The organism is Burkholderia sp. HMSC10F09 (assembly GCF_001806955.1).
GTDB classification, from domain to species: domain Bacteria; phylum Pseudomonadota; class Gammaproteobacteria; order Burkholderiales; family Burkholderiaceae; genus Burkholderia; species Burkholderia multivorans.
On sequence record NZ_KV786845.1, the window covers coordinates 1 to 13,377 of the forward strand.

14 protein-coding genes and 1 pseudogene are annotated in these 13,377 nt (G+C 65.6%); 3 read left to right on the forward strand and 12 right to left on the reverse strand.

From position 1 onward, the window contains the following. Nucleotides 1-599 (forward strand): hypothetical protein (locus HMPREF3115_RS22165; protein ID WP_070556106.1); only part of this gene is annotated, 599 nt, incomplete at its 5' end. A 206-nt stretch (nt 600-805) separates the two neighbouring features. Here HMPREF3115_RS22165 and HMPREF3115_RS22170 read toward each other — a convergent pair. Continuing rightward, nucleotides 806-1,969 (reverse strand): M20 aminoacylase family protein, encoded by a 1,164-nt coding sequence (locus tag HMPREF3115_RS22170; protein ID WP_070556108.1) that lies wholly within the window; start codon nt 1,967-1,969, stop codon nt 806-808. 209 nt (nt 1,970-2,178) lie between these two features. On the opposite strand from HMPREF3115_RS22170, the gene HMPREF3115_RS22175 reads away from it, so the two are divergent. Next, complete coding sequence (locus HMPREF3115_RS22175; protein ID WP_070556110.1) at nt 2,179-2,646, forward strand: Lrp/AsnC family transcriptional regulator; 468 nt, start codon at nt 2,179-2,181, stop codon at nt 2,644-2,646. 12 nt (nt 2,647-2,658) lie between these two features. On the opposite strand, the gene HMPREF3115_RS22180 is transcribed toward HMPREF3115_RS22175, so the two are convergent. From HMPREF3115_RS22180 to HMPREF3115_RS22200, 5 genes and pseudogenes are all read right to left on the reverse strand, one after another. Beyond that, on the reverse strand, nt 2,659-3,906 hold the full coding sequence (locus HMPREF3115_RS22180; RefSeq protein ID WP_065496346.1) for a diaminopropionate ammonia-lyase: 1,248 nt from the start codon (nt 3,904-3,906) through the stop codon (nt 2,659-2,661). Nucleotides 3,907-4,039: 133 nt separating this feature from the next. Beyond that, nucleotides 4,040-4,374, reverse strand: a pseudogene (locus HMPREF3115_RS32710) (Zn-dependent hydrolase); the annotation flags it as partial. Between the two features lie 170 nt (nt 4,375-4,544). Further along, nucleotides 4,545-5,330, reverse strand: coding sequence for an HvfC/BufC N-terminal domain-containing protein (locus tag HMPREF3115_RS22190; RefSeq protein WP_070556115.1), 786 nt, complete (start codon nt 5,328-5,330; stop codon nt 4,545-4,547). Further along, nucleotides 5,327-6,319 carry an MbnB/TglH/ChrH family RiPP precursor modification enzyme gene (locus tag HMPREF3115_RS22195; RefSeq protein ID WP_175835555.1) on the reverse strand — a complete coding sequence of 331 codons (993 nt, stop codon included), beginning with the start codon at nt 6,317-6,319 and terminating at the stop codon, nt 5,327-5,329. The genes HMPREF3115_RS22190 and HMPREF3115_RS22195 overlap by 4 nt, the downstream gene beginning before the upstream one ends. Then, nucleotides 6,316-6,618, reverse strand: coding sequence for a DUF3331 domain-containing protein (locus tag HMPREF3115_RS22200; RefSeq protein WP_070556117.1), 303 nt, complete (start codon nt 6,616-6,618; stop codon nt 6,316-6,318). Before HMPREF3115_RS22200 ends, HMPREF3115_RS22195 begins: the two co-directional genes overlap by 4 nt. 395 nt (nt 6,619-7,013) lie before the next feature. Between HMPREF3115_RS22200 and HMPREF3115_RS22205 the strand changes: the two genes are divergently transcribed. Continuing rightward, nucleotides 7,014-8,435 carry a MocR-like pyridoxine biosynthesis transcription factor PdxR gene (locus tag HMPREF3115_RS22205; RefSeq protein WP_172488726.1) on the forward strand — a complete coding sequence of 474 codons (1,422 nt, stop codon included), beginning with the start codon at nt 7,014-7,016 and terminating at the stop codon, nt 8,433-8,435. Between the two features lie 96 nt (nt 8,436-8,531). On the opposite strand, the gene HMPREF3115_RS22210 is transcribed toward HMPREF3115_RS22205, so the two are convergent. The 6 genes from HMPREF3115_RS22210 to HMPREF3115_RS22235 all read right to left on the reverse strand — a co-directional run bounded on the left by HMPREF3115_RS22210 (nt 8,532) and on the right by HMPREF3115_RS22235 (nt 13,234). Then, complete coding sequence (locus HMPREF3115_RS22210) at nt 8,532-9,038, reverse strand: YkgB family protein (protein WP_035487560.1); 507 nt, start codon at nt 9,036-9,038, stop codon at nt 8,532-8,534. Nucleotides 9,039-9,221: 183 nt separating this feature from the next. Further along, nucleotides 9,222-9,458: a hypothetical protein gene (locus HMPREF3115_RS22215; protein ID WP_035947178.1), complete on the reverse strand. Its 237-nt coding sequence runs from the start codon at nt 9,456-9,458 to the stop codon at nt 9,222-9,224. A 147-nt stretch (nt 9,459-9,605) separates the two neighbouring features. After that, the gene (locus tag HMPREF3115_RS22220) at nt 9,606-10,562 is read right to left on the reverse strand and encodes an AraC family transcriptional regulator (protein ID WP_070556121.1); all 957 of its coding nucleotides are present in this window, start codon (nt 10,560-10,562) and stop codon (nt 9,606-9,608) included. A gap of 102 nt (nt 10,563-10,664) precedes the next feature. After that, the gene (locus tag HMPREF3115_RS22225) at nt 10,665-11,873 is read right to left on the reverse strand and encodes a GNAT family N-acetyltransferase (protein ID WP_070556123.1); all 1,209 of its coding nucleotides are present in this window, start codon (nt 11,871-11,873) and stop codon (nt 10,665-10,667) included. A gap of 16 nt (nt 11,874-11,889) precedes the next feature. Beyond that, a complete protein-coding gene (locus HMPREF3115_RS22230; RefSeq protein ID WP_070556125.1) occupies nt 11,890-12,516 on the reverse strand; it encodes an FMN-dependent NADH-azoreductase in 627 nt (208 codons plus the stop codon). Nucleotides 12,517-12,538: 22 nt separating this feature from the next. After that, nucleotides 12,539-13,234, reverse strand: a complete 696-nt coding sequence (locus HMPREF3115_RS22235; RefSeq protein ID WP_059940440.1) for a glutathione S-transferase N-terminal domain-containing protein — start codon at nt 13,232-13,234, stop codon at nt 12,539-12,541. Nucleotides 13,235-13,377: the final 143 nt, after the last annotated feature.

Consider the following 13,377-nt stretch of genomic DNA (forward strand, 5'->3'; position numbering starts at 1 on the left):
CGCTCGTTTGCGGCCTGCCGCGCGCGGCGACGCTGCTCGTCGCCGACGAGCCGCTCTGCTCGCTGCGCGTCGTGATCCGCGACGTCGCGCCCAGCGGCGACGGCCGTCACGACCTGACCATGCAGCCGTCCGGCGCGGCCGGCGACGAATTGCTGTGGCACGCGCTGCGCGACCGCGCGCCGTACCGGCGGATCCAGCAGCCGCTCGCGCCGGTCGATGTCGCGGCTGCCGGCGGCGCGCATGCGCCGGCCGACGACGTGCCGCGCCCGTCGCGCAGCGCCGCGTTCCGGCTCGCGTGCCGCAGCGACGCGCTGTTTTTCGCCGACTGGATCGAATATCACTTCGACGAGCTGCGCGCGCTGTCGCAGCAGCATGGGCCGCAGCTGAAGCTGAACGAGGTGAAACGGCAGGTTTCCGACGACGAGGTCGACGTCCGTTTCGTCTACGACGTCGAAGGCCACGCAACGCGGCACGTGCTGAACGACTGCGCGCGCGAAGCCTGTACGTGGATCGAGACCGAAATGCGCGACAAGTACGCGCTGCCGATCGCGCAGGAGCGGTTCCGGCCGCACGCCGCGCACGCGCGCGCGGGCGCCTGAATATGCAGCCCGGCCGCACGTTGCACGGATACAACAGCGCGTCGGCGGGGCTTGCTCGTTTCAGGGTTTTCCCTTAAATTGACGTCTGTCTCCTCCATGTCTCCAAACATGGTTTCGGCCCGCTCCAGCAGCGGGCTTTTTTATTGCCCGCGCGCCGGCTCGATGCGACACCGGCGGCGGCAAGCCGCCCCACCACTGCGCCGTCGTCAGGCGCTTGCGAGCGCGATGCGCGCCACTTCCGCAAAGTACCGCGCGCCCATCGGCAGGATGTCGTCGTTGAAGTCGTACGTCGCGTTGTGCAGCGGCACGCCGCCGCGCTCGCCCGCGCTTCCGTTGCCGATGAAGATGAAATTGCCGGGAACGACCTGCAGGAACGCGCCGAAGTCCTCCGAAATCATCATCGGCTGCACGTTCGCATCGACGTGCTGCGCGCCCGCGACGCGCGTCGCCGCTGCCACCGCGATATCGACGTAGTCCGGCGAATTGACGGTCGGCGCGAACTCGTGCGTGTACGCGAATTCGCATTCGACGCCATGCATCCTGCACATTCCCTCGCTCACTTCGCGCATCCGTGTCGCCAGCAGGTGCTGCACGTCGGGCGAATAGCTTCGCGTGTCGCCCTTGATCGTTACCGTCGACGGAATCACGTTGCGCAGCCCGTCGGTCAGAATCTCCGTACACGAAATCACCGCGGGCAGGCTCGGATCGAGATTGCGGGAAACGATCGTCTGCAGCGCGAGCACGATCTGCGCCGCGATCACGATCGGATCGACGCCCATATGCGGGCGCGCCGCATGCGTGCCGCGCGCATTGATCCGAATCACGAAGTTGTCTTCGCTCGCCATGATGCCGCCGGGACGCGTCGAGAACGATCCGGCCGGCATCCCCGGCATGTTGTGCGCGCCGAAGATCGCGTCGATCGGAAAGCGCTCGAACAGCCCGTCGGCCATCATCGCCTTCGCGCCGCGACCGTGCTCTTCCGCCGGCTGAAAAATGAACCGCACGGTCCCGTCGAAATCGCGTTGCTCGGCGAGCAACCGCGCCGCGCCGAGCACCATCGCCATATGGCCGTCGTGTCCGCACGCATGCATCTTGCCCGGCACGCAGGACGCATGTGCGCGCGCCGGCACGTTCTCGACGATGTTCAGCGCGTCCATGTCCGCGCGCAGTCCGATCGCGCGCGGACTCTCGCCCACCTTCAGATTGGCGACGACGCCGGTGCCGCCGATGCCGCGATGCACGTCGAGCCCGAAGCTTTCCAGAAGGGCCGCGACGTAGTCGGACGTCGCGACTTCCTCGAAGCCGGTCTCGGGGTGGCGGTGAAAGTGATGCCGCCAATGTTTCAACTTCGATTGCAGTGTGCTTTCCATGCTCGCGCTATCCGTCAAATCGCCGAATGGACCCGGCGCCGGCCGCGCGCTTGCGTCGCCCGATACGCGCGGACCGCCTGATCTCGACAGACGCGCGTCACGTTGACGTCGCGTTGTCCCAAAAATAATATTTCAAGGCGCGTCGAATTTCGGCGCATTCTTCGCCGCCGTTCTGCAAGAAAATTTCGTCTCTCCACCCCACCGCCCCGATGCTAGACAACTACGATCTGAAGCTGCTGAGCGAGATCCAGCGCGACGCCGATACGCCGCAAAGCGAACTCGCCGCGCGCGTGAACCTGTCTCCGGCGGCCGTGAACCGCCGGTTGCGGCGGCTCGCCGACAAAGGCGTGATCGACCGCTATACGGCGATCCTCGCGCCCGAGAAGGTCGGCTACCCGCTGACGATCGTCACGACGATCGAAGTCGAAAGCGAACAGATCGACCTGCTCGATGCGATGAAGCGCACGTTCGAGTCGTGTGCGCAGATCCAGCAGTGCTACTACGTCGCGGGCGAATGGGACTTCGTGCTGATCTTCTCCGTGCGTCACATGGAGGAGTACAACGACCTGACGCGGCAACTTTTCTTCGCCAACAACAACGTGAAGCGGTTCAAGACGCTCGTCACGATGAGCCGCGTGAAGGCGGGGCTCGAGATTCCGATCGGCCCCGCGAGCTGACGCGCCGCCGACTCAGACGTGAGTCGCCGCCCGGCTCGGCGCGCCGGCCGCCCGGGCCGCCTGTCGCGCCAGCACCGCGTCGGCCGTCTCGCCGACCAGTTCGCGATACGTATCGGGCGCGGTCGCGCCTTCCGTATTTACGACCAGCACGCGCGAATCGCGATCGAGCCCGACGCGCTCGGCCTGCGCGCGATCCTTCAGCAGCACGGCGACGCCGGCGAGCCCCGCGGCACCCGACTCGCCGGCAACGATCGGCACGTCGCCGTCGCGGCCTGTCGCCAGCACGCGCATTGCATCGATCGCATCGGCGTCGGCGATCGTCATGAAGTCGTCGACGGCCGGCTGCAGGAATCGCCACGCGAGCGGCGACGTCTCGCCGCACGCGAGCCCGGCCATCACCGAATCGACGGAGCCCGTCGCGCGCGACGGTTTGCCGGCGACCGCGCTCTGGTACAGACAATCGGCCTGCTGCGGCTCGACGACGACGAATCGCGGCCGATGCGCGCCGTGAAACTCCCATAGATAGCTGACGATGCCCGCCGCGAGACCGCCGACGCCGCCCTGCAGGAACACGTGCGTATAGGCCGGCCGATCGGGTCGGGCGCCGCTCTGCTCGACGAACTCTGCGGCGACGGTGCCGTAGCCCTGCATCACGTCACGCGGAATGTCTTCGTAGCCGTCGTACGACGTATCGGACACCACGTGCCAGCCGTTCAGCGACGCGAGCCGCGCGGCTTCCTCGACCGATGCGTCGTAGTTGCCGGCGATCCGGACGATCTGCGCGCCATACGCGGCGATCGCCCGCTCGCGTTCGATGCTGACGTTCGCATGCAGCACGATCACGCATCGACAGCCGAGCGTTTGCGCAGCGGCCGCGAGCCCTTTTCCATGGTTGCCGTCCGTTGCGCTGACAACCGTGAAGCCCGCGAGCAATGCACGATAGCGGCCGTCGAACAATGCTCGCGGATCGAGATCGTGCGCCGGCCACAGCCGAAGAATCAGGCGTACGAGCGCGATCGGCGCGCCGAGCGCCTTGAAGCTGCCGAGCACCGAGCGCACGGACTCGTCCTTCACGCTCAGGCTCGCGATACCCGACGCGGCGGCGAGCGCAGGCAACGTGCGCAACGGTGTAGGTGCCGGCGCGATCTTGTCCCAGCAGGCCAGCCACGCGCGGCTCTCCTCCGCTTTCTCGATGCTCAGGATGCGCTTCAGCCCGTCGGGGTACGGCGCGCGCGTCGCGCGCGGATTGGCGATCAACATGTCGTGAAGTTCCAGCGATGAAGGGTTGGGATAAGGCGACGTTCGGTGCAATCACGCGGCCGCGACGCGATCGAGCACGACGTCGAGCAGCAGACGGGCGCCGTCGACGGCGCCCGTGATCGGCCGTGCCGGTTGGTTCGATGCGCGCGTCGCGAAACGGGCGCGCGACCGCAAGACCGGCGAGCACGCCGTAGCAGCCGTCGAGTGCGCCGGCGTTCTTTACGGTGTCGATATGCGAGCCGATCATCAGCGGCTGCGGGCCCGCGGCCGCCGGGCCGGCGTGCAGCGTGCCGAAGACGTTGCCGATGCGGTCGATCCGGACGTCGAGGTCCGGCCCGCGCATCCACGCTCGTCGTCGGTCAGCGCGATGCGCGTGCGGCCGCCGAGTTCGCGGTCGGCGCCGATCTCGCCGAGCTCGGCTCGTTGACGCAGAACGACTGCGCCGTCCAGTTGCAGCGACGTGTTCACTCGGTGCTTCCGTCAAAAAGGACCGCGCCGGGTGGCGCGGGTGCGTGGAAGCAATGTTATTTCGGGTGGGGCGGGTTTTTTGCTCGTTGTGACGGGGCGATGTGCAATGTTCTTGCGTTTTCGCGGGGGTGTTTGCAAGGGGCGGTGAGATGCGCTGACGCGCGACACGCTCAGGCCGCTATCCCGACGTCCACCGCGACGATGATTCCGTGCTCGACCCACGTCTGCCAGTTGCGCTCGAAGTCGAAACTGCGGTCGCGCGCGAGCGCGGCGTCGTAGGCATCGCCGATCGTGGCGCCGTCGCGCAGATCGGACAGCATCGCAAATGCGTTGCGCGATACGGCGATCACTTCCGGTATCCATTGCGGCCGGGCGACGATCATCCACTGCGGTCGATCGACGTCGTCCGGATCGAACTCCTTGCCGGACGCATGGAACGCGAGCCAGCGATCCGCAGCACGCGTCGACGTGTGAAGCAACTGCACGGCCGGGTGAAGCCGAACCGAGCAATGCGCCAACGTGTCGCGCGTACATTGCGCCCATGGGTCCGGCAATCGCGTCGTCGCATCCGCAGCAAAACAGGCGCGATGGACCAGCCACTCGAGACGCGCGACGTCGGCGAGATGGCGACAGGTCGCCGTCGGCGGCCACGCCTCCAGCAACTCGGCCATGCGGCTGCCGAACCGGTTCAGATCGCCGGACCGAACCGGATCGGCGATGCCGTACTCGCGCGACAGCGTCAGAAAGAAGTCTTCGCCCATCAGGCTGCGCACCACCGGATACGCGCAGGCCAATACGCGGTGCCACGTGCTCCATAGTCGAGCCCGGTAGCGCGCGACGCGATCCCGGTTGTTGGCTTCGTCGCCGACCAGCGCAGCGAGCAAACGCCGTTCGGCATCCGGGTGCAGCAGCGACGTCGCGAATTCGAGCTGCACGCGCTTCAGCCGCTCGCTCATCGCGCCCTCCTCGAGGCGAACGCATCGGCCACGTTCCTCGCCGTCGCGGCTTCGTCCAGAAGAATCGCGATCGGCGGAACGTCCGCGTCGCATTCGATCAGCGTCGACACGGTGCCGAATCGCTCGACGGCATAGCCGTAAAGCTGCCACACATCGGTCGGCACTCGGCGACCGCGACGGTTTGCGTCCGCATGATGCCGGCATCGGTACGCGCGCACATGGAGCTCCCTGACGGCATCTGCCGGAAACCGCCCGAGCGCCTCGAACGCATCTTCACCATGGTTGCACTGATTCACGTACAGGCTCGTAACGTCGACGAGCAACGCACATCCCGTTCTTCCGACAAGTTCGGAAATGAAGTCGGTTTCCGTCATCTCGTCCTGTCGAAACGACACGTCGCGCGCGACGTTTTCGATCAACACGGTCCGCTTCAATGCGTGCTGCAAGCGGTCGACGTTCCGTACGACCACGTCGAGCGACTCGGACGTGAGCGGCAACGGCAGCGACTCGTGCAAGCGGCGTGTCAGCGCGACCGACCAGGACAAGTGCTCGGACACGAGTGCCGGCTGGAATCGATCGACCAGCGATGCGACGCGCTCGAGATGGCCGCCATCCAGCGGACCGGCCGAGCCGATGCTGAGCCCGACACCGTGGAAACTCAACGGATAGTCGCGTCGCACCTGCTCGAGCACATGAAGATCGTAGCCGCCGGCGCCGAGATAATTTTCGGTATGGACCTCGAGCCAGTCGACCGGCTGCGCGGCAGCCAGAAAGTCACGATAGTGGACGTCGCGAAGACCGACGCCCACGCCAAGATCGCGATTGATCCGTGCCGCAGCGTCCGCACGATCGCGCGCCGATTCGGGCAAAGCCTGTTCTGTTGCCATATTGCGTGATGTCTCCTTGACCGACAGATGCGTCGCGACCCTGGCCGATGGTGTGATGGAGGGCTTGCCGCCCGTCGAGACGCATCGACGCGGCGTGCTCATGTCTCGGCGCCTTCTGACGGATTCGATGAGGGAAAAAGACCGGCGATTGCAGAAGCCAGAATCATCCGATCGTGGTTGATCGGCACATGCGGACCCCTCACGCGCGGGCGAAACACGGCATCGCCGGGCCGTATCGACACACCCGACAGCATGCACACGGCGCTCCTGCGCGCAAGACCGATGCGCCAGACCTGGTCCGTGTAATGGCCCATGCAGGGATTGCTCCAGCTGATGCTGATCATCGTCGGCGACAGTTGCTCGACGGTCGAGATATGCAGCGGCGACGGGGCGTTTTCCATGATCGGGGACGTGTCAGCGAGATCCTGTCGGAAAGCCGAGAACGTCGTCGGCCTGGATGATTTGCATCGCGAATCTTTTTATCGAAGGCGCACCGTTACGATCGCATCGAGTTCCGGTCGTGCCGAACGCTCGTCGCACAATCCCCCGATCGAACGACGCGCACAACGAGCGACGCGCGATGGTCGTTTCGTCGTCCGGCACGCTTGCGGCGCGCTTTGTCGGCGAGTACACGGCCGTCCGGGCATGAACTTCGATGGCGTTTTCATGCGTGCATCGATGCCGCTTTTCATGCGCTCCGCCCTTACATCGGCCGCCTCGATCGTGCGAAGATTCTGTGCATTCGACGACAAGAATAGTAGAACCAAGATTTCCCATTTTTGTGTGTACCAAGCGGATGAATCGAGATTTTCAAATTCAGCTCGACCGGACGGCGAAGCTGTCCCTGGCAGAACAAATCCACATCAGTATCAGCAGAGCGATAGAGTCGGGCTTGCTCGCCCCCGGCACACGCCTTCCTTCATGGCAAGACCTCGCAGCGCAGCTCGGCGTCGCGCGCGGCACCGTGCAATCGGCGTACGAGCGCCTGTCCGACGCGCAAATGATCGAAACCTTCGGCGCCAGAGGGACGCGCGTTGCGCCACGATCGCGCGTCGTGCTGTCGCGGCCGCAGGTGCCGCCAGCCGGCGAGTTCATGAAGGCCTACGACGAGATGAACGCGGGGCCTGCGATCTTTCAGCTCGGCATTCCGGCATTCGAAGGGCTGCCGGAGAAGCTGTTCTCCCGTTCGCGCTCGTCGAACCTGCTGAAGGCCGGATCCTTGTCGTCGTTGCTCTATCCCGATCCGCGCGGCGAACTCGAACTGCGCACAGAGATCGCCGCGAATCTGGCGATCACGCGCAACTTTCACTGCCACCCCGAGCAGGTGTTCGTTACGTCCGGCTACGTGGCCGGCCTGGGACTGGCACTGCGCGTGCTGGGCATCGACGGCAGAAAAGTCTGGATGGAAGAGCCGGGATTCATGGTCACGCGCAAAGGACTCGAGCTCGCGCGTCTGAAGATCGTGCCGGTGCCGGTCGATGCAGACGGCATCAACGTCGATTACGCGCTCGCGCAAGCACCCGACGCCGCGCTGGCCGTCGTGACACCCGGGCAGCAGGCGCCGCTCGGGTCGACCCTCTCGTTGCGACGGCGTCTTCAGATGCTCGAATGGGCACGCACGAATCATGCATGGATCATCGAAGACGACTATCTCGGCGAGCTTCAGCTGCAAGGCCGGCCGGCACCGGCAATGGCGTCCCTCGACGAAGGCAAGCGCGTGATTCATGTCGGCTCCTTCAGCAAGACCATCAGCCCGGCGCTGCGGCTCGGCTTCGTCGTCGCGCCTGTCGAACTCGTCAATGCGTTCTCCGAAGTCACCGCAACGCTCGCCCCTGCACCGTCGCCGGTCATCCAGCTCGCCACGGCCGAATTCATGCGGCGCGGCCACTACATCCGTCGCGTGCGTCGGCTCAAGCGCCTCTATTCCGCACAGCGCGACGCACTCTGCGATCAGTTGAGAATGCGCAACGCGGAATGGATAACGGCCGGCCTATCCGTCCTGCTCAGGCTTCCCGATGGCGCGCCCGACACGAAAATCGTCAGGGAGGCGATGACGGTCGGCATCGCGCCGTCGCCGCTGTCCGCGTGGTTCGCGACGCCTTCCTGGACGAGGCCCGGCCTTCTGCTCAGCGTCGCCACCGCACCCGAGCAGCACGTGGCGACCTCGTGCCGCCGGCTGTTCGACATCATCGAACGCCACTGCGGAAAGACGCGGTAGCGACAGGCCGCCAGCGATCGCGGCAGGCGGTCGGCGCCGCCCCGCCGCGCCCGACCCCATCGGTTCCCGCACGCGATGCGTGCCGGCCGTAACCGGTCACTGACGGTCGATCCCGGGCTCCGCGCTTCGTACAGACGCGACGAGCAGACAAAGCGACGCGGCGAGCAGCACCAGGTCCTTGAGCAGGAACTGGCCAGGCAGCGCCGAGATGGCCGGAAAGCCGCCGGCCGTCGCTTCCGCGACACCCGGTGTGCTCAGGAAGAACGTCAGCGTGATCAGATAAGTCGCGGCCGACATCGCCGCACCCAGCGCGGACAGCACGGGCTGGAACGCACCGGCGATCAGCGCCGCAGCCGTCGAGAGTTCGAGCACGCCGATCACGTTGCTTGCGCCCTGAACGCCGAACGACGCGTTCAGCCAACTCATGATCGGACTATTGACGACGAACGGTGCGATGCCGTTGGCTTCATAGCCGGTGAACTTCATGCCGCCGAACCACAGAAAGATGACGACGAGCGCCCATCGGAGCAGCGCAAGAAGCGACAGCGACCCAACACCCTTCTCAGCGATCTGCAGACGAAACTGATTTGCACGCGTGCTCATATTCGATATCCGATTCAAGTGAGAACTGACTTCGTTGACGAGAAAATTCACGCGCGGCCGCTCGAGCGATCGCACGTTTGCGGCACGGCCGACATCCGGACCAGCGCGGCGTTGCGTTGTCGAGTTAAGGAGCGAACGGGAAACGACTGTGTTGCGCCGTTTCGTCCTCGGTGCGGACCGACGCTATGGAAAGAAGGTGGGCGACGTTCGGTCGAGGCGTTTGAGGACCTTAGCGACGACTGCAATCGCAACGGCCGGCGAAATGTCGGCGAGGCTCGCCGCAGCCGTCGTACCGGCGAAGTGGAGCACATGGACCCCGTTCGCGGCCTCGACCGCGCGCAAGGCGGCAAACGGTTTGCCGGCGCGCACGTCGCGCGTTGCGGCAAGCGACCCGAGGGCTGGACTGGCGATGCGGTTCATGGCGTGCCTCGTTCGTCAGTGGGCTAGGAGTCTCCACTTTAGAGGCCGCCACTACGGATTTCGAGACTGCGGGGGCTCAACAACATGCCTGAAAGGATCAAACGCCGGCACGGTCCATTCGACGCCACCGGCCGCGTGCAAGGCGCGCTATTCGCCTTCGTTCGCGAGAGGCCGCCATTGTCCGGGCGTCATCCCCATCTTGTCGGTGAACACACGCCGGAATGCCGCGACCGATCGATAGCCGATCGCCTCGGCCACGGCCTCGGTGCTCATCGTCGGCTTCTTCAGCTCGTTTGCGGCCAGTGTCATCCGGATGTCCGTGAGCAGGTCCGTGGCCGAGCGGCCCAGTTTGTCCTGGAAGTGCCGCATGAAGGTCGCGCGCGACATGTTGCACAGATCGGCCAGCTCGGGCAGGCTCCACGGTCGCGCGGGGGCGGCGAACATTGCCGAAATGGCCGGCGCCAGCCGCGGATGACCGGCCAGCGCGAGCAGCCCCGCCGGCGCCTGCCCCGATTCGCTGGCCGCGCGCAGCACGAGCGTAAAGAGCGCGGAAGTCAGGGCATTGAGGATCGCGTATCCGCCCGGCTTCTCGCCGGCCGACTCCATGCGCATCAGCGCGACGAGACTGGCGAGCTGGTTCGACGCAGAGCCGTTGCCGTCGTCGCTGCCGCCATCCGCGGAGCGCACGGTCAGTGTCGTCGGCAGGTAGTCGCGAATCAGCCGGTCATGCGGCGGCCGGATGAAGAAGCGTCCGCACAGCATGTCCAGGCGTTCGCCGCGACCGTCGTTCTCGCTGAGCATCCATCCGGCGAAACCCTGGCGATTATGCGCGCGGCCCGGCGTATGGCCGCTGCCGTCGTGCAGCACGTGCGCGGCACCGTGCGGCAGCAGCACGATGTCGCCGCTCGCCAGCTCCCTGACCGTCCCCGACTCGGTATCCTCGAGCACGGCACGCCCCTCGAGTACGACGTGGTACGGAATCTCGTGTGCGGCCGATCGATCCCACGCGACCTGCCACGGCGCACCGTACACGCAGCGGACCTCCACCCGGCCGGTGACGGTGATCATTTGCAGAAGATGGCTCAGCCAGTCGATGTCGGACATGGGATTTCAAAACCGGAAGCGTTCAGGCGGTTCGGGCATTTTATGGCGGTTTCGCGCGGCCGTACGCGCGTGCGATAGCGCCTTCGACGGCGCGCGAACGGGTCAGACGAATCGCTTCCTGTACTGGACGAAATCCGATCGCTCGGCGACGCGATCGTAAAGCTGCATCGCCTGATAGTTCGTCTTGTGCGTCAGCCAGTACACGCGCGGTACGCCGCGACGCGCCGCGTCGGCATAGACGTGCTCGATCAGCGCGCGGCCGGCTCCGCGACCGCGCGCGTCGTCCGCGACGAACAGGTCCTGCAGATAGCAGTAGTCGTCGGTCGTCCACGTCGATCGGTGATACAGCCAATGCACGAGCCCGAACACCTGTTCGCCGGCGACCGCGAGCGCGGCATGCATCGGCTCGGACGGATCCATAAAGCGCGCCCACGTCGCCTGCGTCACGGAGTCCGGAATATCGACCTCGTAAAAGCGCTGATAGCCCTTCCACAACGAATACCAGACGTCGAAATCGCCGCGCTCGACCGGTCTGATGTCGACGCGCGGCAGCGAGCGCGCCCGATCGTGCGCACCGCGCAGCCACGCATCCAGACCGATACGGCCGACACGCGCTGCGCGCGACGGCACCAGCGAATCGTGCTGGAGCCGTCCGCCGAAATATCTCGCATCCGCATCCTTGGCGACGCTTCGCCGGTCGCCGACCGACCTCAGGCAGCGCGCGACGATGTCGTCGAACGGCGCCCGCTCGGGGCCCGCGATTTCGACGATCGCGTTCCGTGGCGTCGCGAGCGCCACTTGCGCGACGATGGCCGCGACGTCGTCGGCCGCGATCGGTTGAAGCAGCGCCGACGGCAGTCTGACGACGTCGCCGTCCGTATGCGCGTCTGCGATATCGCGCAGGAACTCGAAGAACTGCGTCGACCGAACGATCGTATACGGGATGCCCGATGCCTCGACCTGATTTTCCTGGGTCATCTTCGCGCGGTAATAGCGCTGATCCGGCACGCGGTCCGTGCCGACGATCGACAGCACGACATGATGCCGCACGCCCGCCGCCGCTTCCGCCGCAAGCAGGTTGCGACCGGCCGTCTCGAAGAATGCCTGCACGGCCGCTGCGTCGGACGAACGCCTGTCCGACAGATCGATCACGACGTGTGCGCCGGCGACGGCTGCGTCGAGGCCGGCGCCCGTGAATACGTCGACACCCCGTTTGCGCGACGCTGCTACCACCTCGTGTCCGCCGGCCTGCAGAACGGCAACCGTCTTCGCACCTATCAGGCCGGTGCCGCCGATCACGACTATCTTCATGATTGCCACTCCCTGTTCAATGGCCCGACACGGCCGCCCGAATCGCCGAAACGTCGATTGCCTCGACGGCCTGCTCGACTGCAGATGCCGCTTGGTCCGGCGACAGAAACGCAGTGCCCTGCACCGGAAGAAACTGCAGCGAGTTCAACCCGATGCAGCCGAATGCGGCCGATAGATACGGCGTCAGGAAATCCGGCTGATTCGCGCGCTCGCCGCTAAAGACGCCGCCGGCAGCGACGCCCACGAACACCGGACGGTCGCGGAGCAAGCCGATCTTGCCGGTCGGTGTTGACTTCATCGTCCGCCCGACGCGCAGCACATGGTCGATCCACGTCTTGAAGCCTGACGGAATCGTGAAGTTGTTCATCGGCGTACCGATCGCGATCACGTCGGCCGCCTCGACATCGCGAATCAGCGTTTCGGAGAGCGCCAGCGCCGCCTGCGGCGGATTGGCCAACGTCGCGGGCATCGAGAGCGCAGTCGCATAGCCCGACGTCGCGTGCGGCAACGGAACGGCACCGAAGTCGCGCCGGCTGATGCTCGCACCCGGCGAAATCTCGAGCAGCTTCGCGACGATCGCTGCCGACAGCTGGCGGCTGTACGATTCCGCTCGCGGGCTGAAATCAATATGAAGAATGTTCATGCGATCGATTCCATTCGTTCCGTCAGCTCGCCGCCACCTGCAGCCCGCGCTGCACCGCCGGTCGCGCGAGACCGCGCTCGAGCCACGCGTTCACGTGAACAAAGCGGTCGAAGCCGACCAGCTCGCGCGCTTCGTAAAAGCCGATCAGATTGCGCACCCAGCCGAGCAGCGACATGTCCGCGATGCTGTAATCGGCACCCATCACCCAGTCGCGGCCCGCAAGACGTTCGTCGAGCACGCCGAGCAGCCGCGCGGACTCCGTGACGTAGCGGTTCAACGGACGCTTGTCTTCATACGCTTTACCGGCGAACCGGTTGAAGAAGCCGACCTGACCGAACATCGGCCCGACACCGCCCATCTGCCACATCAGCCACTGCAGCGTCTCGTATCGCGTGTGCGGATCGGCCGACAGGAATTGCCCGGTCTTGTCGGCGAGATAAATGAGGATCGCGCCGGATTCGAATAGCGCAAGCGGTCGGCCGCCCGGTCCGTTCGGATCGTAGATCGCCGGAATTTTGCCGTTGGGGTTGAGCGCGACGAAGGCCGGATCGTGATGCGCGTTCGCGAGAATGTCGATGCGATGCGCCTCGTACGCGAGGCCCGTCTCTTCCAGCATGATGCCCACCTTCACGCCGTTGGGCGTCGGCAGCGAAAAGAGCTGGAGCCGATCCGGATGGCGCGCCGGCCAGCGCGTGAAAACGGGATGATCGAGTGTCACTTTCTTGCTCCTGCATTCGCAGGTCGAACGCGCGGCCCGGATACTACCTGCATGCCTTCGTGGTCGCATCCGGGCGCGTCGGCGCTATACCTGCATTGCGTCGACGTTCCGCCAGCGCGCGAAGCCGCGCGCCATGACGGCGG